At 52.0% G+C, this 24,761-nt stretch carries 21 protein-coding genes and 1 tRNA gene; 14 read left to right on the plus strand and 8 right to left on the minus strand.

Features of this window, described 5'->3' with window-relative positions; genetic code table 11:
* Positions 1-79: 79 nt before the first annotated feature.
* Genes ACR0DT_RS03785 through ACR0DT_RS03800 form a run of 4 tightly spaced genes read right to left on the minus strand, consistent with a single transcriptional unit; the run spans position 80 to position 7,629 of the window.
* Positions 80-808, minus strand: coding sequence for a M48 family metallopeptidase (locus tag ACR0DT_RS03785; RefSeq protein ID WP_480709469.1), 729 nt, complete (start codon positions 806-808; stop codon positions 80-82).
* Positions 795-3,884 carry a type I restriction endonuclease subunit R gene (locus tag ACR0DT_RS03790; RefSeq protein WP_480709470.1) on the minus strand — a complete coding sequence of 1,030 codons (3,090 nt, stop codon included), beginning with the start codon at positions 3,882-3,884 and terminating at the stop codon, positions 795-797. Before ACR0DT_RS03790 ends, ACR0DT_RS03785 begins: the two co-directional genes overlap by 14 nt.
* Entirely contained in the window at positions 3,881-5,182 is a 1,302-nt protein-coding gene (locus ACR0DT_RS03795) for a restriction endonuclease subunit S (RefSeq protein WP_480709471.1), read from the minus strand. Before ACR0DT_RS03795 ends, ACR0DT_RS03790 begins: the two co-directional genes overlap by 4 nt.
* Entirely contained in the window at positions 5,176-7,629 is a 2,454-nt protein-coding gene (locus ACR0DT_RS03800) for a type I restriction-modification system subunit M (RefSeq protein WP_480709472.1), read from the minus strand. The genes ACR0DT_RS03795 and ACR0DT_RS03800 overlap by 7 nt, the downstream gene beginning before the upstream one ends.
* A 512-nt stretch (positions 7,630-8,141) precedes the next feature.
* Here ACR0DT_RS03800 and ACR0DT_RS03805 point away from each other — a divergent pair.
* Complete coding sequence (locus ACR0DT_RS03805; protein WP_480709655.1) at positions 8,142-8,948, plus strand: ferritin-like domain-containing protein; 807 nt, start codon at positions 8,142-8,144, stop codon at positions 8,946-8,948.
* A gap of 134 nt (positions 8,949-9,082) precedes the next feature.
* Here the strand turns inward: ACR0DT_RS03805 and ACR0DT_RS03810 are convergent, their stop codons facing one another.
* The gene (locus tag ACR0DT_RS03810; protein WP_480709473.1) at positions 9,083-9,334 is read right to left on the minus strand and encodes a helix-turn-helix domain-containing protein; all 252 of its coding nucleotides are present in this window, start codon (positions 9,332-9,334) and stop codon (positions 9,083-9,085) included.
* A gap of 735 nt (positions 9,335-10,069) precedes the next feature.
* On the opposite strand from ACR0DT_RS03810, the gene ACR0DT_RS03815 reads away from it, so the two are divergent.
* The 5 genes from ACR0DT_RS03815 to ACR0DT_RS03835 all read left to right on the plus strand — a co-directional run bounded on the left by ACR0DT_RS03815 (position 10,070) and on the right by ACR0DT_RS03835 (position 13,213).
* Positions 10,070-10,297, plus strand: a complete 228-nt coding sequence (locus tag ACR0DT_RS03815) for a hypothetical protein (protein WP_480709474.1) — start codon at positions 10,070-10,072, stop codon at positions 10,295-10,297.
* A gap of 414 nt (positions 10,298-10,711) precedes the next feature.
* Positions 10,712-10,805, plus strand: a tRNA-Ile gene (locus tag ACR0DT_RS03820).
* A gap of 226 nt (positions 10,806-11,031) precedes the next feature.
* A complete protein-coding gene (locus tag ACR0DT_RS03825; protein WP_282022469.1) occupies positions 11,032-11,523 on the plus strand; it encodes a hypothetical protein in 492 nt (163 codons plus the stop codon).
* 2 nt (positions 11,524-11,525) lie between these two features.
* Positions 11,526-12,824, plus strand: a complete 1,299-nt coding sequence (locus tag ACR0DT_RS03830) for an AAA family ATPase (protein WP_480709475.1) — start codon at positions 11,526-11,528, stop codon at positions 12,822-12,824.
* A gap of 80 nt (positions 12,825-12,904) precedes the next feature.
* Positions 12,905-13,213 carry a hypothetical protein gene (locus ACR0DT_RS03835; RefSeq protein WP_480709476.1) on the plus strand — a complete coding sequence of 103 codons (309 nt, stop codon included), beginning with the start codon at positions 12,905-12,907 and terminating at the stop codon, positions 13,211-13,213.
* A gap of 175 nt (positions 13,214-13,388) precedes the next feature.
* Here ACR0DT_RS03835 and ACR0DT_RS03840 read toward each other — a convergent pair whose 3' ends face one another.
* Complete coding sequence (locus tag ACR0DT_RS03840) at positions 13,389-14,234, minus strand: LysR family transcriptional regulator (RefSeq protein ID WP_480709477.1); 846 nt, start codon at positions 14,232-14,234, stop codon at positions 13,389-13,391.
* Positions 14,235-14,320: 86 nt separating this feature from the next.
* On the opposite strand from ACR0DT_RS03840, the gene ACR0DT_RS03845 reads away from it, so the two are divergent.
* The 4 genes from ACR0DT_RS03845 (at position 14,321) to ACR0DT_RS03860 (ending at position 17,687) form a co-directional block, all read left to right on the plus strand.
* Positions 14,321-14,788 carry a c-type cytochrome gene (locus tag ACR0DT_RS03845; RefSeq protein ID WP_480709478.1) on the plus strand — a complete coding sequence of 156 codons (468 nt, stop codon included), beginning with the start codon at positions 14,321-14,323 and terminating at the stop codon, positions 14,786-14,788.
* A 94-nt stretch (positions 14,789-14,882) separates the two neighbouring features.
* On the plus strand, positions 14,883-15,710 hold the full coding sequence (locus ACR0DT_RS03850) for a c-type cytochrome (protein ID WP_480709479.1): 828 nt from the start codon (positions 14,883-14,885) through the stop codon (positions 15,708-15,710).
* Positions 15,711-15,875: 165 nt separating this feature from the next.
* Complete coding sequence (locus ACR0DT_RS03855) at positions 15,876-16,757, plus strand: cation diffusion facilitator family transporter (protein ID WP_480709480.1); 882 nt, start codon at positions 15,876-15,878, stop codon at positions 16,755-16,757.
* A 159-nt stretch (positions 16,758-16,916) separates the two neighbouring features.
* Entirely contained in the window at positions 16,917-17,687 is a 771-nt protein-coding gene (locus tag ACR0DT_RS03860) for a hypothetical protein (protein WP_480709481.1), read from the plus strand.
* A 72-nt stretch (positions 17,688-17,759) separates the two neighbouring features.
* On the opposite strand, the gene ACR0DT_RS03865 is transcribed toward ACR0DT_RS03860, so the two are convergent.
* Positions 17,760-18,407 carry a response regulator gene (locus ACR0DT_RS03865; RefSeq protein WP_480709482.1) on the minus strand — a complete coding sequence of 216 codons (648 nt, stop codon included), beginning with the start codon at positions 18,405-18,407 and terminating at the stop codon, positions 17,760-17,762.
* Positions 18,404-19,807, minus strand: coding sequence for a sensor histidine kinase (locus ACR0DT_RS03870; RefSeq protein ID WP_480709483.1), 1,404 nt, complete (start codon positions 19,805-19,807; stop codon positions 18,404-18,406). Before ACR0DT_RS03870 ends, ACR0DT_RS03865 begins: the two co-directional genes overlap by 4 nt.
* A gap of 261 nt (positions 19,808-20,068) precedes the next feature.
* Between ACR0DT_RS03870 and ACR0DT_RS03875 the strand changes: the two genes are divergently transcribed.
* From ACR0DT_RS03875 to ACR0DT_RS03890, 4 genes are all read left to right on the plus strand, one after another.
* Positions 20,069-20,392: a hypothetical protein gene (locus tag ACR0DT_RS03875; protein WP_480709484.1), complete on the plus strand. Its 324-nt coding sequence runs from the start codon at positions 20,069-20,071 to the stop codon at positions 20,390-20,392.
* Between the two features lie 4 nt (positions 20,393-20,396).
* Entirely contained in the window at positions 20,397-20,615 is a 219-nt protein-coding gene (locus tag ACR0DT_RS03880; RefSeq protein WP_480709485.1) for a GDCCVxC domain-containing (seleno)protein, read from the plus strand.
* Between the two features lie 334 nt (positions 20,616-20,949).
* A complete protein-coding gene (locus ACR0DT_RS03885; RefSeq protein WP_480709486.1) occupies positions 20,950-21,153 on the plus strand; it encodes a hypothetical protein in 204 nt (67 codons plus the stop codon).
* A gap of 238 nt (positions 21,154-21,391) precedes the next feature.
* Positions 21,392-24,760, plus strand: coding sequence for a DEAD/DEAH box helicase family protein (locus tag ACR0DT_RS03890; protein ID WP_480709487.1), 3,369 nt, complete (start codon positions 21,392-21,394; stop codon positions 24,758-24,760).
* Position 24,761 lies beyond the last annotated feature (1 nt).

A 24,761-nucleotide genomic window follows, 5' to 3' on the forward strand; every position in this document is an offset into this window, starting at 1 on the left:
AGGTATCCGTTGACCGTTCCACAATGAAGCACAAGAGATTGCAACTCTCGAAAACCGTATCGCAGGATCGGATACAACCTCAGTAATCCCAAGTCTCGTACGCTAACGGCAACGACTTCAAAACATCTCTCCTATATCGCCAATCCGGCATCACTCTGTTCATATGTGCAACGAAGCGCTGGTTGTGGTGCCGTTCCAGAAAGTGAACCAACTCATGCACCAGAATATACTCGGCGCACGTCCTCGGCTTCTTGGCGAGTTCGAGGTTCAGCAGAATTCGACCTGTGGCTGGATTGCAGCTCCCCCATCGAGTTTTCATCTTTTGAATCCGAATTTCTTTGGGCTCCACGCCTAAACGTGTTGCCCAATCATCAACGAGACCAGACACAAATAGCTTTAGGTGCGTACGGTAGAATTCAGCCATGGTACTGGACCTAGTTGCTAGATCGGATCCAGGTCGAACCGCCATCCTCAACCGACCGTTACCTGCAATCTGGACTGTTGGCTTGGCTTGCGCTTCCCTAACTTCCAGCAGGTATCTTTCGCCATCAAAATAGTGGCTTTCGCCATCCACAAACTGACGTTCGCTTTGACGTTGTTGTTGTTGAAATTCGGCTTGCTTGTCCCTGATCCAACGCAGTTTCTGAATCACGGCCAGACGTGCATTGTCATCTGACAGTTTGCTGGGACCCGTCAGTTTCACCAAGCCATCTGGCGGACACACCGATAGGTGGATGTTCTTTACATCCTTTCGGATCAAATCAACGTCGATCCCAGAAACCGATAGCTTGGTCCTACTGATACTCATGTTGGTTCCGGACAATGTTCAGGATGTCATCGATGTCTATGGCATCTCCCACCGCGGTAAAGATGGCTCCGGCGACCTCGCGTTCTTTGATTGCGCTTCCGACCCAATTCGCCTTTTTTGTTGACTTGATCGCGGTATCAACTTTCGAAACCCAACTCTCGTCGACATCGAAGTTATCATACATTGCCTTCTTGGCCGTCGTGTCAACTGATGCAGGGTAGTCAGTTGGGTCAACGCCACCAGGGTTAACAACCTGGACAGAGAGCTCTTTGACCTTCTCCAGGTATTCCTTGTACTCGAGCGCCTGCTTCCTTCGTTCTTCGATAAGCGCTTCCAGAAGTTCAGACATTTTTTCATAATACTGAGGGTTCACCCGCTGCTCATCAATGATGACTTTGCGAATGTTGTTTTCGATTGCTTCGGCCATAGCTTCTTCCGAAGTCATCATAGCCATAGTGTGATCTTCGAGGGGTTCTGTACCCTTCTCGACGATCAGTTGGATCAGGCCCATTTCTTCGAAGTCAGCGAGCAGTTTGCTGTCCTCTGCTTGAATGTAGGTATCCAACAGACGTCGCATGGCTGGTTCGTGGAGTTTCATGTCCACAAAGTCACCACTGGCCAGTTTCACCTCGGCGCTCAGTTTGCTGTAATGTTCAACCTCTGTTTTCACCTCATCTTCCTGCGCTGCCGTGTACCCCGCCGCCAACATCTCGTTTGCGAGATTGGCGTACGCTCTGACCAAGGACGCCGCTGCCTTGTACAGTGCAATCCGTTTGGGTTCGTTTTCGGCGATCTCGGTTTTGTTGGCCGCATCACCTATAAAGTAATCGAAGTAGTGCTTTTGCTGACGTGGCTCTAACACCGGCTCACAAATCGCTTTGATTGTCTCTCGGGCTTCTTCAAGCCGCTCGGCTCCTTTTTCGAGCCGGTCACTCAGCAACCCGGCAACGTCTTCCTGATCGTAGTTATCGAATGCGCCGCTGGTGTAATCGGAAATCGAGCTTTCCAGGCGGTAGAAGAGATCCTTGTAATCAACAATGTAGCCGTATTCCTTGTCGTCTCCATCCAGCCGGTTCACGCGGCATATCGCCTGGAATAGGCCGTGGTCGCGCATCTCCTTGTCGATGTAGAGATACGTAGCGGAAGGGGCATCAAACCCTGTAAGGAGTTTGTCGACCACGATCAGCAACCGCATCTGGCCAGGCTCGTTCACGAATTTCTTTTTGACGGCCTTTTCAAACTCCTCAACCCGGTTCATAGCCTCGTCTTCGGACTGCTCAAAATAGTCCGCAAGCATCCTGCGATAGATGTTGTACTGGTTCAGCTTTTCGGTCAGCCCCTCTCCAGTACTTTCACCTTTGATATCCGCAGGAGACGGGTGGTAGCTGGTGACAATGGCGCATTTGCCGGCAAGGTCAGTTTGGCTGAAGATATCAAATACCTTGCAGGCTTGATAAATGCTGGAACAAACCAGCATTGCGTTGCCGTGCCCATCCATTAGGCGGGGCTTCGTTTCCATGTCCATCAGGATGTCGTCGACGATCTGCTCTAACCGCCCTTGGCTGGAAAGGACCTTTTGAAGCGTTCCCCATTTCAGTTTGAGCTGCGCTTTTGCAGAGTCACTCAGACCCTTTGTTTTGGCTTCGAACCACTTGTCGACCTTCTTTTGAGAAGTGACGTACTGGTCGATATCCCGGGCCTCATATCGGAGGTCTAGGACAACCTTATCTGCAACAGCCTCATCGAACTTATAGGTATGGATGAAGCCGCCAAACACCTCGATACTTTTCTTCTTATCGGCCCGCAGCAGCGGCGTACCTGTAAAGCCAACAAAGGTTGCATTCGGCAGGATCGCCTTCATAGCCTCATGAAGCTTGCCGGATTGGGTTCGGTGACATTCGTCTACGAAGACAAACATCTCCCCCTTGGCTTCGAAGTCTGAAGGCAAGCTCGCCTTCAGGTCCTCAATAAACTTGTCGGTTGCTTGCTCATCTTCGCCCTCGGATTGACGTCCGAATTTGTGAATCAAGGAGCACACCAACCATTCGACTGGGCTGTTCAGAACGCTGATCAACTCATCACCACTTTTGGTGCGAAAGATCTTTTCATCAACGCCTTGAAAGACGCCCTCGATCTGTTCATCCAACTCGGTACGATCAGTGATCACCAGCACACGGGCGTCGTCCACGTGCTCACGGATCCATTTAGCTAGCCACACCATAGTCAGGCTTTTGCCTGACCCTTGTGTGTGCCAGATAATGCCGTTCTTGCGACCTTGGATGTGTTCCTGAGCAGCAATCACGCCGTGATACTGGTTGTGCCGGCAGGTCTTCTTCACTCCTTTATCGAACACAATGAAGTCGTGGATTAGCTCCAGAAACCGCCGTTTCTCGCACATTAGTCTGAGGTGAAAATCAAGCGGGCTGTCGAACGGATTATCGACGTCTTCCTTCCAAGCATAATAGTGCTTTTCCGGCGTCTGGATCGTGCCGTAGCGCAGACCTTCGGTGTCATTCCCGGCGAAGCAAAACTGCATGGTGGTAAAGAAGTTACGGATAAATGCCTTATCCTGATTGTCCAAGTTCTGCCTAATGCCCTCGCTGACTGATACACTAGAGCGTTTGAGTTCGATTACCCCAAGCGCGATACCGTTGACGTATAGAACAATATCCGGTCGCTTCTTGTGTTCCCCTTCGACCGACACCTCTTCGGCAATGGCGAAATGGTTGTTCTCGGGGTTTTCCCAGTCGATCAGCCAGATGGTCTGGGTCAACTCATCCCCGTCATCCTTAACCTTCACACCATACCGCAGCAGGCCATAGACATCCTTGTTGGCCTCATAGAGGTGGCGGCCAGACCCAAGGGCCGTAGCAATCTCTAGTTGGTTGAACACCCTGGACTGCACCGAGGCGCTGTGCCCCTGCGCTGTCAACCATTGCCCCAGGAACTCGGGCTCGATGTTCCGGTTGTTCGGTCGGTCCTGCCAGTTGCCAAGGTAATTGTATTCCAATGTATTTTCAAAAAGCTGTACCACCCGGTTTTGGGTGGCCCGTTCAATCTGACCAATTTCGCTCATACCAATCTCGTTCTGCCTGTCAAAAGCTCCTGCATCATGCCTTGCTTTAGGGCCCTGGACTTTCTAAGGCGGCATTCAATCATAGAAATTTCAGAATTCATGTCGTCCAGGATTTCAAAGAGCGCTTGTTGTTCTTTAAGTTCACTGGGCATCGGAATCGGAACCAATCCGATTTGGTCCATGTTGATTTTTTGTGGCGTGGCGTTCGTAAGCGAGCGTTTCTCTACCTCTCTAAGAAACAAAGAAGACTGTGAGAACACGGAAAAATACTTCGCAGTTCTCAAGTGACTGAACTTTAGGAGCGCCAAACTCACATAAATGCTGGCTTCAGCTTCCCAGTCTATGAATTTGGTTTTGCCGAGCGTTCCTATCCGCGTCAGCAGCACGTCACCTCTTTCAGGTTTACAGCGAGTTATCAGTCTTTCGTGTTCTTCTTCAGAAATGTACTTTACGTCTTCGAACTCATCGGCCGAAACGTTTTCGACACTGTAGAATGGAACACCGTTAGTGACATAGGACGGTGTGTAGTGTGTCCCATCCACGATTGAACTACACAGTGAACCAAGCCCCTGAACTTCCCAATCCTCAGGAATTTCGCCAACTTCCGACTGCTTCATGCCCATGCCCGCACCAAAGCCAGGCAAGCGGATTTTGCCTGTGAGGATCTGTTGCATGGTGGCGGCTCTGAGGGCATACTTTTTGGCTATCAACGCCTCCAGCGCCGCTATCAACCCATCCACATCCGAAAGAGCCTCCGCAATGGCCTTTTGCTCGTTTGGTCGAGGACACGGAACGACAGAAGCGAGAAAGCTCTCCTTGGAGAGGTTCTTCATGCTGCCACTAGTCCCCGTGGCCGCCGACTTAATTGATCGATTGAAAGCTTCGTATCCCAAACACTTGGACAACCACAGAACGCTGTGCTCGGTATCGCCTCTGTGTTTGGTCAACCACAGCCGATCCGGCACGAACAAATCCGGATAAGTTTCTGGAATGTACCCACTCTCGGCAACCAGATCAGGTGTATTCATTCTGCTAATTAGAATTGTGTTTTTGCAGGGATTCAACTTCGCACGACGCAGATCGTTGGGCTGAATAACTTTGGCTTCATCAGGACAAAACTCGCCGGCAAATACGCACGAGGTCTTTAGAATTCCTTTTTGTCCTGGGGTGTACTCAGCGTCCACAGAGTTAACGCTGACACCTGAGTCCAGCCTTTCTACAAATCTGGACAGAGGCTGGACTTCCCAATCCTCCGGGATCACCCCAACCTCAGTCTGTTTATACCCCGCCTTCACCATGTCAGCCCCATCGTCTTCAAATGGGCCTCGACCTTGGCGCTGTAGTCCTCGACGACCTCTTCCAGCTTCGGCAGGGTTTTCGCATAGCGTTCTTCCAGAATCCGCACCCGATTGGACAAGGCCTGCGTAACCCGCTCGACTTCCTCCTCAACTTGAGCCTCGACGGACGCGATCCATTTGTCGTCCACAACCAGCGTTTTTGCCTCCTGCCCCGACAACTGTGGGATCTTCTGAAATACCTGTAGGCCCAGAGCCGCAATCGCGTCTTTCTCAGCCTTCTTGGTCGCAGCCTCAGCGGTCAACAATTTCAGCAGCTTCTTGAGTGCGTCCACTTCCTCTGGGTCCGTGACCGCCTTGATCTGCCGCTTTACTTCGGTCTGGGCGTACTTGCCGTTGTCCCCTTGGGCGGATTGGATCAGACTATCTTCGCCACTGTTTTCTTCGATGTAGCTTTCCAGCGCCTGGGCAGCCTCGTTTTTGGCCTGCGTCTTTGCTTCAAGGTCTGCCTTCTCATCCGCGAAATAACGATCAACCACTAAAGCTGGCGGAATGAGATCCGACTTATGCTTGGTTTTGGCCTTGCCGGCGCCGAATTCAAAATCCGCGTCTTCCTTGTAGACATTCTTGCCGTTCTTATCCTTTACAGGCACCAGTTGGCGGACCTTGCTGGCAGCCTCCCAACCATCCTGAACCAGCATGTAGACATCGTCTTGCATCACATCCCGCCAGTAGGACATGAGGATCTGGTAGATGTCATATTTGTCCAGCAAATCAGCATCCGTGAAACTGCCGAGCAAGTCCTCGGAAATAGTGTGGATCAGTTCCTTTGGATGATCCTCATTCGAAATACCTTTGAGACGGTCAACATGCCGGGTTTTCCAAGCCTCGAAGCGCTCCATGGTCGTGGATTTGAAGGTTTCGAACTCTGGCTGGTCCAGAATGGTCTTTTTGATCTGTCGCGGCTCGACCAGCGCTTTGGAATAGCCCGGGCGATCCCCGTCTTCGAACAAAACCGAACGCAAGGTCGGGAACACATCCCAATACTGCGATAGGGCATCTATGTCAGCGTTCGGAATACCGCCCTGCAAATGTGCGCTGAGATCATGGATGTCCTCTGGTTCGCTAGCGTCGATATAGCGAGGAATGTTCAGGTTGAACTCGTTCTTGTCTGCAATCTCATCGTATGGAACCAGCCGTGAATACCGGTCAACTTCGATCTGATTGTTGAAGGTATCCACGATCCGATGAATGTCTTGCGACCGCAGTCGGTTTTTGTTGCCGTCTTTGATGAAGCCCTTGGAGGCGTCAATCATGAAGATCGGGTTGTTTGCTTTAGCCGCAGACTTGTCGATCACGACGATGCAGGCCGGTATACCGGTTCCATAGAACAGGTTCGCCGGCAGACCGATGATCCCCTTGATGTACCCTTGGTGAACCAGATTCCTGCGGATGTCCGCCTCGACGTTTCCGCGGAAGAGAACGCCGTGAGGCAGAATTACGGCCCCTTTGCCCGTGCTCTTAAGCGACTTGATGATATGCAGGAGAAATGCGTAGTCGCCGTTCTTCTCGGGAGGTTCACCGTACTCAAAGCGATTGAATTGGTCTTCCCCTACCACAATGCCATTCGACCAGGATTTGAGAGAGAATGGCGGGTTGGCAACAGCATAGTCGAAGGTCTCAAGAGTTCCGTCTGCCTTCGTCCAATGTGGAGCAGAAATCGTATCATCCTGCCAGATCACACCCGTCGGACTATTGTGCAGCACCATGTTCATCTTGGCGAGTGCCGCAGTGGCCTGTTCCTTCTCCTGACCGAAAAGCGACAAGCCGTTGGGAGCCTCTGCGTTCACTTTTAGAAGCAGGGAGCCCGAACCACAGGTAGGGTCGTACGCCGTTTGGTCTTGTTTGGTCTCGGAACTAATGCCGATGACCTTGGAAAGAATTATAGAAACTTCAGAAGGTGTGTAGAACTGCCCTTTGCTTTTTCCCGACTCTGTCGCGAAATGGCGCATCAAATACTCATAGGCATCTCCCATGAGATCGTCGCCCTCGGCCTGGTTCCGACCAAGATCCAAGCCATCAAAGATCCGGACTAGCTTGGACAACGTGTCCACCATAGCCTTCCCTTTGCCCAGCCGATCTTCGTTGTTGAAATCGTTGTCAGCACTGCGGAGCCAGTCCATGTCATTAGCTTTTGCGAAAGCACCGACGATAGTGTTCAGGCGATCACCGATATCCGTCTTTCCATCTGCCGCCACCATGTCACCGAACGACCCGCCGTCTGGCACAACGATGGCGCCGTATTTCTGGTTGGCGTACTTGTCGGAGACATACTTCATGAACAGAAGTGTCAGGATATAGTTTTTGTACTGAGACGCATCCATGCCGCCGCGAAGTTCATCGCAGCTGGCCCAAAGAGATGCATAAAGATCGGTTTTCTTGACTGCCACTGGTTTCCCTCAAACCTTAATGGCTGTCGACAGCAGTAGCCTTGGTTAGTTCCGAAGTCTTGTCGGCAGCCAGATCATATGACTTTTGGAATCAATACTTGGACATTTGTGCGGCCACAATCATTTGGCGAACTGAATACGCGTGGTAGGTGGAAGCTTTTTAAGCTATTACTTTTAAATATTTGATATATAATAACATTTGATTAGAAATTGATTTCAGCATGCTCATCGACCATCTGAACATGCCAATGAACCGGTCACTCAATATGTGCTCTTACGGACACACGTTCGTAGTATCGGGAGCGCATGATGATGCAGACCTCGCAGCAACCTGCAATCTGGACGCAGGCCGCCCCCTATAGTAGGCGTAGCGAACAACCTTAAAAGGTTAGTTGCGCCATTTGGTTACAAAGCCAGGCACTGCTAATTCTACCGACCCGGGAGCAATCTACACTTTGTCTAGCCGTACTGAAAAAGACGCTGAAACACAGCGTCCGACTACGCTGACCGCAATGGCAGTCGATGTGCTCTCCACGGCGGATGGTCACGCAAAAACAGCCAAATCACGAGCTTATGCTTCTGTTTGGAACACTGCGCGGACTACGGGTGAAATCATTGAACTCGGGCGCTCAATTCCACCAGATCACCCTGCTCGCCCGCAGCAACCAAAGCTGCTCAGTCCCCGCGACGTGCCAAAGCGCAAGCCGGGATCTCCAGCAGGAAGAATAGCGCTCTTGCATGCCGTCGCTCATATCGAACTCAATGCAGTTGATCTGCACTGGGATATTATCTCACGCTTCGCCCACGTGCCAATGCCGATGGGATTTTATGACGACTGGGTGAAAGCCGCAGACGACGAAGCAAAGCACTTCAACCTGATCTGTGATTGCCTGGAAAGTATGGGAAGCTACTACGGAGCCCTGCCCGCTCACGACGGAATGTGGCGCGCGGCAACAGATACTGCAAACGACCTACAAGGGCGGTTAGCTATCGTTCCAATGGTATTGGAGGCACGAGGGCTAGACGTAACACCGGGAATGATAGAAGTTTTCGAGAAAGCCGGCGAGACCGCGGCTGTTGAAAGCCTCAAAACCATCTACAGCGAGGAAGTCAGCCACGTGGCGTATGGGGCGAAATGGTTTAACTTCGGCTGTGGCAGGGACAACAGTGATCCAAAAGAAGTATTCCATGCGCTAGTAAAGCGCTATTTCAAAGGAGGTTTGAAGCCTCCGTTCAACGAAGAAAAACGCGCAGATGCCGGATTGCCACCTGACTTTTATTGGCCGCTCGCTGAGGAGCTTCCCGCTTATGTTCGCTGAGAAAATTGGCATTTGACCGCGCCATTGAAGCATTTTCCTTTGCGGACCTCGTGCTTCAAGTAATCACCCTGCGCGCGTATTCACGAGGCGACAGTTACAACTCATCAAGGGCGAGACCGTCTCAACAAACGGGATCATTCTGTGTTTTCTTCCTCTTGCTCCGCTTCCAGAATTAGCTGGCTCAAGGGCAGTCTCAGAGCACGACTTACTCGGATTAATGTATCCAAGGTCGGTTGATGATGGCAGCTTTCCAGCAAGGAAATATAACGCATGCTTCTGTCGGCTCTGTGTGCGAGCTCCTCTTGAGACATTTTTTTTGCCTGCCGATGTCTACGTACGACATTGGCCAGCGCTCGCTGCAATGGATTGATTCTTACGGGCTTCATATAGAGAGGAAGGGGGCAATAAATGCCTTGCGGCTATGAAGTATACTGTGAATATTGAGTGGGCAAACAAAATGTGCGGGTCGGATAGGCCATACGCTTGAAAGAGGCACAATTCGGAACCAATCGCGAAAGACCACTATGACTCAAAGCAAGTTTTCAAATGATCAGATCGCTGCTCTCATACAGGAAATCACCAAAGAGGTTTTGGAGGCCGTTTCCGAGCACCAAGAGTTAGACAATCGTTCAGTTACGGAAGGTATTGCTGCCAAGGAAGAACGTCGATTTAGGAGACGAAAATCTGCATTTTCCGGTCAGTTGCATATGAAGGTTTTACCCGAGGACGAGGATTGGTTCCGGTCTTTGAGGCACGAACTCGAAATCCAGAATGGAAAGCTCTTCCACCTATTGCGACGTTGCTTCGAGGAATGTGGCACCGATACAGCCACTAGATTGCGAACTGCTGATCAAACTTCAAAGTTATGACTGAACCTTGGTGAAGCGGAGAGAACGATCAAATCTGTCGAGGAAACACCACTGGCTTCGGCCTGCTATCCTCCTCGGGCGACAAAGGTGGATTCGATTACAAAAGCAGAGATTGAACAATACGAGCATGTCCAGTTCTGTATCCAAAGGCGTAACTGGATGAGTTTGAGCAACCTCATCTGACTGGTCCAAGTTGGCCGCTAGTGCACGAATTTTTTTCTCCACTTAGGATGGCTATGATAAAATGAGCGAATGGAGCCTGATCAGATCATTTCAATCCTCGCCGTCGTGATAGGCGTAATCGGTGGGATCGCCTGCTGGTTGACATGGCGAAGTCTGCCTGAAGAGCCGAAAGCGGCTACAGACGAAGAAATTGAAAAAGTATTCTTAGATAAGACCAAGACTCGAGCAATTTTTGTTGATGACATCGAATATCAGAAAAGGGTTCGAAAGGAATTCTCCGAAAAGAACGACGCATGACTTTTTCATCTTCTTTGTGATGGAGGATCCTCAAGGCATCCAAGCCTTAGCAAGCATGCTCAATTTCGTTGCACTCGATTCTATTTTTGAAACTGCGGAACCGACAAAAGCCACTCGCATCAAGCGTTCTCAGGGTGTTTTTCCCTGATGCTGCAAGTACGAATTATGTGAGCATCAGGATCGGTCGATTCTTCACTTAGGGAGGTCACGAGAGCTGATACCCAAATTGCATATTCTAAAATTGTTGATAGAAATAAGTTATTATTTTCAATTTATTATAGGTCATTTCTTTTGGCGCTTCAGTTTCCGTCTTGACGTGGGAACAGGAATTGGACCAGCCTTGGCGTATGTCAAACGCACGCATCATCTGCCACCGAATATCGGCCTGAGGTCGATAGCCCACGCGAAACCCGTGGGAGGCAGCATTGGTATGCGGGCGGGGCTTATACCCCTGTGATAGCTCCAGATTAGAGTGCACGAGTCGGTTCGATTCCGACGCCTCCTACCATTTTCAAAGGAGGAATGTGTGATGCGGGAAAGTAAGACTCAGCATGAATTCGGTTGGCTTCCTAGGAAGGTAAACCACCAACAAGACAATCAGGAATATGAAAAGCACCTGCGCGAAGCAGAACCAAGTCCTTGGAGGTCCTTGTTCCGAGACTTGGTTGCGGACGCAATCTGTGAACGCAGGGCCAAGTTGCCCTTGCGTCACCGTAAAGAAACAGGAGGCAGGTATGTCCGTGATTGATTGGGGTGACATCCATAACAGCGTCGTCAGCGAACTTGGAAAGGAGTGCCAGGGCTGGATCCGGATCGTCGAAGAAGCTCTTGAGCGCGTCAAGAAGCGCGCGATTGAGCAAAAAAGGCCTGCCCCAGAGGTTCATCAGATCAAGCAAAAATTTGGCGAGTTGCGTATCTACTACAGCCGCGCGAACACCGACGGCTACCAGGATTCGGACATTGTGGCCGCGATCACTGAGGCAAATCGTTGTTGCCAGTGGTGCGGAAACAGCTGTCGGACGCAGATCATCGATGCCTGGATCGTCAACATGTGCTGCTGGTGCATGCACCGCATGGCGGACAACACCGGCAAGTCGAAGCCCAAGTTCAACACCCAACACCTGCCGGACGATCCACTCCGGTGTCAGAGCTGTGGCTATGTCGGGCAGATTGCCTGGAAGGCAACCGGTCATCGGTGTCCGTGTTGCGTCTCCAAAGGACTGTAGAAATGGTGCTCAAGAAACGGAAATGGGAAGACGCTGAAGTCAGACGGCTCTCGGGGTTCGACTGGGAGTTCCAGGACGTTGTGCGCCGCGTTGTCGAAGTTGTTGGAGACAAGCGTGAATGGGACGAACTCAAGGCGCGCATTATCGATCACCAGTCCGCCCTAGACGCGTTTAAGGTGATCAAATGCCGAGGTGCTGAAGCAGTATGCTATGCCGACACGGACGATCCAGATTGGCGCCAAACCGAAATCGACAAGCTGAAATCAGACGATCCGATCCCGACATCTTTCGCGGCATATGCAATCAACCAGATGCCCAGCATGGATGTCTGGCACCAGGTCGCTGAATTACTTGTCAAAAACTACCAGACGAAGTTGGCAGAGGATGGTGAGTCTGGAGAAGATCCCGATAAGCTCGACGCGCGTTACCTCATCGGCCAAAGCGACTTTGACTACCTGCCGCGCAATCTCAAAAACGAAATGCCAAAACACATCCGGGAGTTGGTTGAATGGAGTGGCCAGTTCGCGCGCCTCAAAGTTCCGGATCACCTTGAGAAAGTTCGCTTGCTGACAACAAATTTCCCGCACTGCAAGGGTGCCGTCGACGGTATTGTTCACGACATCGAACTGAATTGGGGCATGGGATCCGATGTTATCCGGTTCCGACCGACGCTTTTGGTTGGTTCTCCTGGTATCGGCAAAACCAAGTTTTCGAGGGAGCTTTGCAAGACACTTGGGCTATACGCCCAGTCTGCCAATGTGGGCGGTATTTCGGAAAATCATCTGTTCGGTTTGTCCGCGGGATGGCACAGCGCTCATCCGGGCATTGTAACGCAGGCCGTCGCTTCGGCACGCGTTTTAAACCCTGTCATTATCCTGGACGAGATTGACAAGACCCATTCCGGCAGAAACGGGGATATCCAGGGCGAGCTTCTGGGTCTGTTGGAGCTCGAAGAAGCCAGGCGTTACCGGGAAAAATACCTGACCACCGAAGTCGATGCATCACATGTGAACTGGATTTTCACCGCTAACGTACTCGACAAGATCTCTGCGCCGCTACGGAGCCGTTGCAAGGTCTATGAGATCCCGCAACCGACGCAGGAGCAGGTGCCTGCCATCATCAACAGTCTCGTCGGTGGATATGCGGCGGACCATGGTCTCAGGCGGGAGTTCTTCTCGCTTGATATCGGCGAGGTCGAAGCACTGGCTGACACGTACAAGGTGCATAAATCCATCCGCATTCTGGGGCGGCTGGTGCACGGATACCTCCATGAGAAATCGATAGAACTGCCGTCTGCATGATCCGCGCGGCGAGGAAGCAGTTAAAATTGGTCTCCCGGCAAAACTGAGCGTGACGACATCGAAATTTAAAGGAGAAACCCATGAGGACGACAAAGTCTGATACAGCAACCAAACCGCTCCAGTTCATGGTCTCGGAGGAAATGTTTGAGCATTTTGGCGCACTGGCCGTCCAGTTTGCAGGCCATGGGAAAGGAGCTAAAACCGCTCTCTTCCTCGAACTTATTGCCTTCTATGAGCGCACCCCGACGAGCGAAAACGTGCGCATGGCTGAACTCGAAGGCGAGCTTCGTGAAGCTAAGGGGCAAGCGGAAGAGTTGCGGGTGGAAGTTGATCAAATGGTGCGTCGGCAAAATGCGCTGCTTGATCTGATCGCCGAGCAAAGTGTGTGAGGAATACCGGGCTATCGTCGTGTCTTCAAAAAAAGTCGACAAAGCGCATCAAATCTTACGCTGCACTCTCCAAGATCAATGCCCGCTCTCAGCCCAAAGCGGACATTTCCGGCAGGACTTTGCAAATTTCGAGAGATGAAGAATACGAAAAATAGCAAATCTCGATTGCATGAAATCACTTAGCTAGCGCTTCCGATATGCGTTCAACTAACGCCTTCTGAACAACGGCAAACCTTGGAGTTTGTGCAATTTCTTCCAACGTCGCGACCCAGAGCGGAACCTCGATTTTAGGGTTCACCTCCTGTGACCGTTTAAGGCGGGTATCCTCGTCGCCAAAAAATGAGGGGAGAAAGGTTCTACCCACTCCCGAGGCCGCCATCTGCTGTAGCACCAGAAAACTGTCTGCTCCATTGGTCATTTCGTTGGCGCGTACATTCTGTGCCAACCATTTGGCAGGAAGTGAACGACTCAAAGCTCCGTCTAGCCTCATCCACTTGCGATTGGGGTAACCATCGTCAAAGACACCGAAGGACAGCGTTCCTGCACGCTGCCCGATTAGCCCTTCCCCGAGCTTTATCGAAGGGCGCACAGCAATGTCTGCTGTCAGTCGGGAAAGATCATGGTGGCTGTTCTGGCTTAGCAGAGTCAGGTTCAAACCTGGGTAAAGGAGTGAGATTTCGTTGAGTATTCTAGGGAGAACAATCTGACAAAGACTATCGGTCGATGTAATGCGCACGTGGCCCATTGGGGAGCGATTTGCTCCGACAACTGCCCGCTCCACCGAAAGCACCGCTTCTTCAACACTTTCCATGGCCGAAAAGATCGCACTTGCTTCGGGGAGAACGGAATATCCCGACGGACTTTTCTGGAAAATCCGGCAGTCATTTCTCTCCTCGAATGCGGCCACCCTGCGCAAGACTGTGGCGTGCGTGACGCCCATGGCCACTGCGGCTGCATTAAGTGAGCCGTATTTACTTACCGCAAGCGCGTATCGAATGTCGTCCCAGTTTTCGTTGTTCATAAATTAACAAGTGAAGACGAAGAACAAACAATTACAAGTAAATTCGATCAAGTTAACATTCAGACTATTGAACAGGGAGACACACCATGATGAAGAAATTTTCGATCTTTGCGGCCGGTCTGTTCTCGGTGGCTGTAATTGGCACAGCCATCGCCCACGAAAGTGAAAACCCGGCTGTGAAGGCTCGAACCTCGATCATGCAGCTCTATGCATTCAATCTTGGTACACTTGGCGGCATGGCCAAAGGCGAGGTGGATTATGATGCCGAGACCGCGACACGGGCTGCAAACAACCTTGTTGTGCTAACGCAGATCGACCAATCCGCGATGTGGCCTCAGGGATCTGACAATGTGTCCGATCCGTCCACCCGAGCATTGCCTGCGATCTGGGAGAATTTCCCCGACGTGGGTGCCAAAGGGCAAGCTATGGCAGACGCCGCTGTTGCGATGCAGGCTGCGGCTGGTCAAGATATTGATGCCCTGAAAGCAGCGATGGGCGATCTAGGTGGAAGCTGTTCGGCATGTCACAAAGCGTACAGAGCACCGAAAGACTAAATGGTAGAAAGCTGTGAAGCGGCTTTTCCTTTTCACTGCTTTCGTTGCACTTTTGGTTGGGTTGGCCGGCTTGGTACTCACCCGACCACAAAGAATGGATCAATCTCAACTCGACGGTTTGAACCCAGATCTCGCCAGAGGTGAAATCGTGTTCCACGCCGCGGGATGCGCATCCTGTCATTCAGCGCCGGATGCGGTTGGTGAGGACAAGCTCATGCTCTCCGGTGGTCGCCGGTTTGATACGGAATTCGGCACGTTCATTGCCCCCAACATTTCCAGTGACCCGGAAGTTGGTATTGGGTCCTGGTCTGCCCTGGATCTGGCCAATGCCTTGATCCATGGGACCGGACCCGAAGGACAGCACTATTTTCCAGCGTTTCCTTATACATCTTACACCAACATGTCGGCAGACGACGTCGTTTCGCTTCACGCATTTCTCGGCACGCTGCCAGCGGCCGCAACCGAAAGCGAGGTGCATGAGGTTGGCTTTCCCTTCAACATTCGACGCGGACTGGGCGGATGGAAGCATTTGTTCATGTCGCCAGGATGGGTGCTCGATGGAGATCTGACCGACCAACAACGACATGGCCGGTACTTGGTGGAGGCTCTTGGCCACTGCGCCGAATGCCATACGCCACGCAACGGCTTAGGGGGTATGCAACGCGATCTCTGGTTGACGGGAGCGCCAAACCCCAGCGGAAAGGGACGTATCCCCGGCCTGACCTCAGACCAGCTTGATTGGTCTGAGGCAGACATTGCCGAATACCTCAAATCTGGCTTCACGCCGGATTATGACAGCGCAGGTGGTGAGATGGTGGACGTCATCGAGAACACATCACGCCTCACGGATGAGGACCGCTTGGCGATTGCCGCCTATCTCAAAGCTGTTCCTGTTTCGTCGACGGGGCTTCCATCCGAGTAACAGTCGTTTGGCGCCATGCTGCGGGGGCCAGATGCTGTTGCCGGTCGCCGGTAGGAAGCTGTGAGGCCTATTCCCTTTTCACCAAACACCTGTTTTACGTTTTGAACATCGGAGCTCACCAATCACTCGAGTTTCTGTTCATGATTGACTGAGGGTCGCGGCCCAATGACACAAAAAATCGCTCTTTGGTCCATTCCGATATCCGTTGCGGTACTGGCCCTAAAACTGTTGGCTTGGTGGCTGACAGGCTCGGTGGCGTTGTTGTCGGACGCAATGGAATCTACCGTGAATGTCGTTGCGGCGTTGCTGGCATACTTCGCAGTTCGGGTTGCCAATAAACCTCCTGATGAAAACCACCCCTTTGGTCACAAAAAAGCTGAGTACCTTTCCGCTGTCGTCGAGGGCGTACTGATTGTGCTGGCGGCGTTCTTGATCATCAGAGAAGCTGTACTGGCACTCCCAAACCCGCATCTTGAGGATGCGCCGCTTCTTGGAATCGTCGTCAATGTCATAGCAACGGGTGTGAATGGCGCATGGGCTTACCTATTGCTCAAAATTGGCAGGCGCGAGGGTTCGCCTGCATTGGAGGCAGGCTCCCGGCACATTTTCACAGATGTCATGACCTCAGTTGGTGTCATCGCAGGTCTGATACTTGCACTTGTCACCGGCTGGCTGATCCTCGATCCGATCCTGGCAATTCTCGTTGCACTGAACATCTTGTGGGAAGGCTGGAAAGTTATTCGGTCGTCCGTCGATGGCCTGATGGATGTGACACTTTCGGACCATGACTTGCAGACTGTTTCCAACGCAATCGAAGCAAATCTCGGTGCAGCCTTAGAGTACCACGACCTCAAAGGGCGCAGATCCGCTAATGTCATCTTCGTGGAGTTTCATCTTGTTGTGGACGGCAAAATGCCAGTCAGCGCGGCGCATGATATATGCAATGACATCGAGGAAGAACTGGATCGTTTGTATCCGAGTTCCGTCTTTGTCATTCACCTCGAACCAGATGACGAGTTGAAGGGAGACGGCGTTAGTTCCCATTAAACGGGGCAAATGGCTCAGCAAAAACTTTATTGGTTTGACTGATCTGACTAAGACGTTCGGCTTGAAATTCGTCAGACCTAAGCCCGATGTGGGAAAGTTGAACCAGAAGTAACCTGTCTCCAACGTCACGAAACGTGATGCTCAAAATTGGAGGCGAAAATGAAAATTCAAAGAAAGCTGGGTCAACTTCTTAGTACCGCGGCGTTGGCTTCGTTGATCGCGGCGACACCTTATGTGCCAGCGTTCGATGCCGATGGTCGCCTACACTTTGAGCCGTCATATGCCTTTGCCAAGAGCGGCAAGGGGAAAGACGGGGATGGTCGCGACGATGATCGGGATGATGATCGCGACGACGACCGGGATGATAACTCGGGGTCGGGGAGTAGCGGCCGTGGTGGTGACCGGGACGATGATCGTGATGACGATAGAGACGATGATCGCGACGACGATGATGATGACTCCAAACGCTCCAACAAAGGCAGCGGAAAGAAGGGTCGGTCTCAAGCAGGGGGCAAACCGTCGGGTTCGGCAGGGATAACAAAGGTTGAAACAAACGCTAACGGCATCGAAGTGCGTTACGCCGACGGAACCAAGGAGGAGATCGAAAATGGGCGGTATGAGAGAAAGAACGCGCAGAACCGAACTGTTGAGGAGCGCCCCGCGACCGGCGCTGACGTCTCAAGGCTTCGGTCGTTGGCGAATGGTATCTCAATCGACAACGTGCGTTCTCCCGGGCAAGGCGGCACTGCTGGAAGTCGACCCACCAAAATCGAACGCCAGGGCAACAATATCGAAGTGAACTATGCCAATGGTTGGAAAGAGGAGATCGAGTTTGGGCGCTACGAGTTGAAAGACCCGTACAACCGGACTGTTGTTGAAAGAACCGCGACGGCCTCTGATCGCCGGAGGTTACAGTCGGTTGCCAACTGAACAGCAACTAGTCGATAATCGTTGGTGGCTTCTCTCAATGAGAGGCCGTCATCGTCGTCAAAGAGACCGCAGCTAATCTCCATTGTTCCAAACATCATGTGCAATAAGCGCGGCTTCTACCCGATTTCGCGCATGAAGCTTGGACAGGATTGCCGTCATGTAGTGCTTCACGGTTTTTTCCTGGAGGTCTAAATCGTCAGCGATTTCACGATTACTCAATCCTTTGGCCACACGTCTCAGTATTTCTTCCTCACGATGTGTAAGGTCATCTAGAATGCTGCTGTTAACAGACATGCCGGTGTCAGCGTTGATTTGAAAAAGTACCCGCGAAGCCAAGCCCGGAGAAACGAACCCTTCACCCGCGGCGATGCTGCGTAAGGAAGCGGTTAGTTCGCTCGCGGTTACTCCCTTCACAATGTACCCAATCGCGCCCGCCTCCAAGGCGTCCGCGACATCGCTGCTGTTCTCTGAGACCGTCAAGATTGCAATGACGGGTGGATTTTCCATTGCCGCAATTTTACGTGTCGCGCTTATCCCGCCACCGGGCATAGAGAGGTCAAGAATAGCTATGTCCGGCTGATGCGTGTCGACCAGCGATATTGCCTCTTCAGCGTTGGACCCAGCGGCCAAAACTTCAAAGCCATCAGCTTCATCCAACGTTCGTTGCAAACCATCCCTGAATATCGGGTGATCATCAGCTATTACGACAGATGTAGTCATGATGTGCCTAACTTTCTGGGAAAGAGTGTCATAGCAATGGTGGTGCCTTCGCCCGGCCTCGATGCGACTTCGAACCTGCCACCAATACTTTCGACCCGATCTCGCAAGCCCATAAGTCCCTGGCCACCATCGTCTCGCAACGCGGTTTCTTCTGACCTGTCAAATCCAGGTCCGTCGTCTTTGACCTTCACAACTATGCAGTCGCTCTGCGCCTCAGAGATAACAATGCACTTGGATGCTGGAGCATACCTCGCGGCATTGGAAAGCGTCTCCTGAAGGAACCGAAAAACGCACAGCTTGTCGGACAATGACAACTCTGGGGCCTGGCTACCCAAGAATGAAACATCCGGTCGCAACGGGCTGTGTTCGGCGTGATCCTCAACGGCTCTCTTCACAACATCGACGAGTGACAGACCATCGATATCCGGCGCGGACAGCCCTCGCGAAAGCGCACGAATTTCAGCCAGAGATTTTTGCAAAGATTGATGAATTTCCACTGCCTCTTTAGGCCTTTCGGACTCTTTGGAAAACGCCGCCTCCAATCTAAGGGCGGCGAGTGACAAGTATTGCGCAGGACCATCATGTAGCTCGGCGCCAAGTTTCTTGAGGAATCGATCTGTTTGCGTGGCATATCTTTCCGACGCCTCGACCACACGCGACCTCAGCAGGGCATTCTGCTCAGCCATCCTCACACTTTCTGTCAGGCGTTGTTTAAGAAGAGACCCCTGTCGTCGAATTGTTTTGTCACCAATTGCGACGATGGCATACAGAACAATAGTACTTGCCAGAAAAGCGGAACCGACGACCAACCAACTTGTTCGCCTGGCCTTGGCTAAGTCTAACTCAAGCTGATCAGCTCTTTCGTAGAACTCTGCAACTGCGATGATTTCGCCGGACCAGAGTTCACGGATGGGGCTGTAAACTTCAAGTAATGGTATCCCCAAAGCCGCCTCGGCGGCGCTCTCGGCATGATCAAGCTCTTCGAAAGAGCCGGAGATATCACCGCTCCACGCCCGCCTTAAGTCATCCGTTGGATTGAAACGGTTTCCAATGATGTCTGTATCCGAGGCGTGGGCAATCACACCGCCTTGTTTCCAAAATTTGTAGGAGACAATGCGGTCACGCATTGGCTGGGTCATGAATATCTCGGCCAGCGCTAGGCTCGCCTGCTCAGAAAGGCGGTCGCCATGTGCCAATTCTTGGCTGAGCGGGGATACCACGCTTTCCATGTATAGCGCTGCGGAGTTGGCGGAGTTTTGCACGACTGCGTTCTGAATTCGGTTTGACACCCAGACCCCGACGAGTGCGGTAGCGGTGCCCATCACAATGATGCTGGCCGCAAGAAAGACTCGCGACAACGACCAATTGCCAATCGTCAGTTCAGCTACTTTCGCTCTCATCGTGAAATCGACTATGAACTACAATTTGTTACCGCACCACAGACCTTGGTCTGACGTGATCTGGCTAAATCTCAGACCCTGGTACAATACCTTCACTTTCACAGTTGCGAATGGTTTCTATGCCGACCCCGCTTTGACGGGAAGCCTCACCTATCGCAATCACATGTAGTGCCCCTCTTGATCCTGTAGTCGATACAGGAGTTTTACGTTCTGAATATCCGTGCCGTAACACAATCAGGTCGAGTACCCAGGGAGCGAACGATGAAGAAATATGTGACCCTCAGTTACCTGGGTTCGGTTTCCGCTCTGGGCGTCGCAATATGCTGTGTTCCTCCAATAGCCATGATGTTGTTAGACTTGGGTGGAAGTTGGTTGGCGGAATTCGGAAAAATAGCGGCGGCAAATTACCAGTTTCTCGCCGTCTCAACAGCGCTGGTAGCAGTTTCATGGTTCGTAGTGCAGCGAAACGGGACGTTGGTAAATCTGAAATGGTGGCTTGTCAGAAGTACGGTGATCATCGCGCTGGCATGGGCCATCGTGTTCAGTGAGGCTCAAATCAACAATTATCTAATCATGCAGATGTGAGACAATGACAAAACAAACTGCAGTGCTAGATAGCGTTTTGACCTGCCCTCGGTGTGGGCACGTTGAAACCGAGACAATGCCAACTGACTCGTGCCAGTGGTTTTATGAATGCAAATCATGCAAGGCAGTCTTGAAGCCGTTAGAAGGTGATTGCTGTGTTTTTTGTTCCTACGCAACTGTCCCCTGCCCGCCAATTCAGTTAGGTGACTGCTGTTGCAGGTAAGCGGGCCTCAACCGCAACATCCGAGAAAGGTGTTGATTGTCCGCATTGGCTCGGCCGCCAAAGTTTGCAAAGTCTGGTTTCTGCGCATTGCTGACCTTTGATCGTGGTGAAGCATTTGTGTTTTGGGCTCAAGGCATTCGCTGAAGGAATATTCACGTTTGACCGTTGTTCGGGTGCAGCGAGTGGTTGGCTGACGCGAGCAAAAACGCTCCATAATTTGCAACTTATGTTAAATCCCAATCAGCCTCTGGATCGGGGGCAAAATCCGCAATTCTTATACCTGAGATTAAGTTCGACCCGCGATGGTTGCCCGGTATTCTAAAAAGGATTTGCCATGAAAAAACTTGCAACCATCGACCTGCCCAGAACAAGCGCCAACGCCTTTGAAATCCTGGCGCGCTGCCAGGCCGCAGCCGAAAAAGCCGGAGTCGAGCAAGCCAGAATTCAGACTTTTCTGGAGGACGCCGTTCAGGGCGATTATGAGCACTTGTTGTGTGTGATGAATACCCACTTCGAGGTCTCTAGCGCCAGGACTTGACTAGAGAGGGCCTGGTATGCCGCCAGGCCCCTAACTCAAAATACTCTCAGTCGCCAGTAAGGTTACCTGGCAGGCTGACGGCTCATGTTGTGTTCGAGAGCCTGGTCATCGCCCACGTAAAAACGGTGCGAATTTCCGACAGTTTCAGGAAAACGAATGTTTCTTCCGGTGATGTCTTGAAGGACGATGCCCGCAGTATCACTATTAGATTAAGTGTCCTTAAACCAAGTCTTGTTCATTGTTTTCACTCCCAGATTGGCTGCGCTCCAGGCCAAAACAACTCACCGAAGCAGATCAAAAGCCAGCAAGCGGGCTTAAGGCCGAACCGATTGCGAAGGTCGGCACCAATATCGACCGGCCGGTCATCAATCTCTACCGACCCCATATCACCTCTGGGGATTGTCTGATTGTCACCGGGTATCAGGACTTCTTGTCTTCGCTGTCGATTTTGATGAAGGAATTGCCCGAGCTGAAGGATCCGGAAAACGAAAGCGACATCCGGATCCGGATATCGTTCGGGATCGACACGGCGAATACCAAAAGGTTGACAAACCCCAAACCAGTCACCGAAGAAATGAAACTCTACTGGCTGGAGCGCTCCGGGCTTCAGGTGGAAGAGGATCACGATCTTATCGCGGTGCTGGCAAAACACGCCATCAAAACCGGCAAAATTGATTTGCGTGTCTTCGATCCGGAGCTTGCCAAACGTAAGTTAGGGATAACCGGGGATCGGCGGCTACACTCAAAAATCGTCAGCTCGCCAAAAGGTGCCGTCGCCGGATCCGCAAACTTTTCCTACTCAGGGCTCTACAGAAACATCGAGTATGCCGATGACCTGGATGCGGGCACTCATGAACTTCAGGTCGAACGCACAGAAGCCGCTGAGCAGGCTTGGGATGTGTCTGTCGATTGGAATACCGAAGCGCTGGAGATACTCGAAAAGCTCATCAAACCGGTGACCGCTGAAGATGCGATGGCGCGTACGATCTCCGAGCAAAAGGGGTTCGAACCTTGGCTCACCGGAGACCGAAAAGATATCACGAGCCATACGCTGTTTGGGTATCAACAGGAGCTGACCTATGAGGCGTGTTCCATCGTCTATGACCATGGGATCGCCTTTGTAGAAGCGCCAACCGGTTCAGGAAAGACAGAGATCGGCTGTCACCTGGCCGAAGCGTTGTCAGAAACATTCTCGGAAGTCGTGCCCCGCTCCCCGGTCCATGGCGTTGCGCGAAAAAATGCAGCTGTAATTGCCCCGCCCAAAGTTATTCCCAGTTGGCGCAAGTACTCGACAAACTCGCTCCAACCTGTCGCAAACAGCAAACTTGCCAAACAACACCTCCGCGGCGCTGGCGACGAAGAAAAATCTGGGCTCAGGCTCGATCAGTTTGGCATTCTTATAATCGATGAGAGCCACACAGTTACACCGGGCTTTGAACAAGCATCTCAAATGGCCTCAGCTATTGAGCTTGCCCCGCCAAGCTGGAACGTCTGTCTGTCGGCGACGCTGCTCGGGAACCGCGATGTCGACTGGTTAACCCATATGCAGGAAAAGCGAGCGTCCATTTTCATGACTCCGCATTTCATTCAGGCCATGGGTGAATTGTTCGAGCGCGAAACCCAAGTTCCTAAGGATATCTTCAACCAGGATGCGCAACTGGCCGTCCTATCAGAGCCTGACACGACGCTCACGCGAGAGGCTCGCAACGAACTCGCTCAGTTGGTTTCGCCGTTTTTGACACGCAGACAACGGAAATGCATTGGCGAGGACGAAGATCCCAAGAAGCACAGTTACCCAAGACTAGAAAACCACGGGCGCCCGAAGAAACTTAAGGTGACAAAGCCTCAGCAAACGCGCCTGGATGAGATTGTGGCCCTCTGTAAAGAACTTGCGCCTGGCGGTAGGGTGACCGCAGTCGAGAAAAGCCGCTTCGGACACGTCAGCACGCAACAAAGCACGCAGGATCAGCTCTACATCCGAAACCTTTTGAACATTCTGCGCGTGAGTGCCGCCCAAGCCCATTGGGAGATGTCTCATGGAGCGATTGGCAAATCGCTTCGCGACTTCGAGCGTGGTGGAAAATCGAAGAAAAAGGTATCCCACCGCGACCAGTCCGACATGTTCGCAGCACTGGGAATAGCAGCGCCTGAACCCACAAAGAAATGCGACGCTCTAAACCAAAAACTGGGTCTCAGTGTTCTCAAGGAGCTTGATGAGAAGCGGTATGAGGCGTGCCTGAGAATACAAAATGAAAAAAACAGGGTCGTCTTTCTCGCAGAACGGACGGACACACTCGAGATTTTTGCAGAAGCGCTGTCGCGCAGAGGCCACCACACCAACTATGTCGTGGGAAACCAAACCAAGGGTGAAGATCGCGCCGTGAAGGCGATCTTTGGAGATGGCCCCGACAGTTTCAAGCGTATCAAACAGGGCAAGTCCGTGGAGTCTTACTTCCGACCTGGAGGAAAGAACGAACCAAAAGGATCTGCATCGGTTTTTCTGACTTACAAGATGGCTGAAGGCATCAACCTTCAGTCGTCAGACACGCTGGTGTTGCTTGGTCTGACCTCGAACCTGAAAGAGCTCATCCAAGGTCTGGGTAGGATCGACAGGATCGATAGTGAGTTCGGGGTCGTCAATTACCACCTTGTTGATGTGCCAGTAGGTCAGTTTGCATCTGACGAAAAAATCGCCCAGCGCATAGAGAACTATAAAACTTTGGCTGGGGAGGCGCTAATCGACGCCGTCTTAGAAGAAAGCACCGAAGACGCAGAACTGATCCTCAATAGTGTTGTTAAATATCTGCGATCCCCACGGCCGCTTCGCGACAATAACTTTCACGACCTGCTGGAACGCACCAAGCAAACAATCCCCGAAGACCGCTACAAACTCATCGACAAGGCCAAGATCCAGGGCACCTGGGGCGCCGAGTTGGCGCTCCTATCGGCCCGTGAGAAATTCACGGCGCTACATCTCAAAGGACTTAGCAAGAGCAATAGCTTCTTTCCGCCTCGCCTGCTTCTTCTAAAGGATACTGCGCCAGGCCTGATATTGGAACGCGACCAGCTGGCCTGCGTCCAAACTCTGGAGACTGCATACGAACGGACCAGAAGCCTTGGCATGGAACACGCCCACATGTCACTGGAAGATCTCTCTGAAGCGCTAGAGACGATTTCAGAGCAGATCGGCAAGCTGACCGAGTGGGACTTGCGTCCGGCGCGCGTTGAGAGCCTCATGAAAGCCTGCGCCGAGTTCATGGGACGCAAGGGTGGTGTCGATCTCAGTGATCAAGAATGGTTTGGCCATCTTTCACTGCCGGCCGTGGAAATGGTGTGCGAGGCGTGGAGCCGTGAGCTTGATCCCTTCTGGGAACAAGCAAAACACGAAGTGCGTGACAGCTTCGCCTATGAGGATCTTCCCAAGGGGTACATCGCTCTTCAGGTTATCCTGGAAAAGCTCGAAAGCGATCATCAGGCGTCCGCTGAGATCCATGAAAAGATGGTCCGGGTCATCGAGGAAGCTGAGCAGGTTTCGCGCGACCACGAACCCGCAATTGGACAGCGTATTTCAGTGGTGTTCTTTTCGGATGGTGCAGGCGAGCACTAGG

This window comes from Ruegeria sp. BI11 (assembly GCF_056538005.1).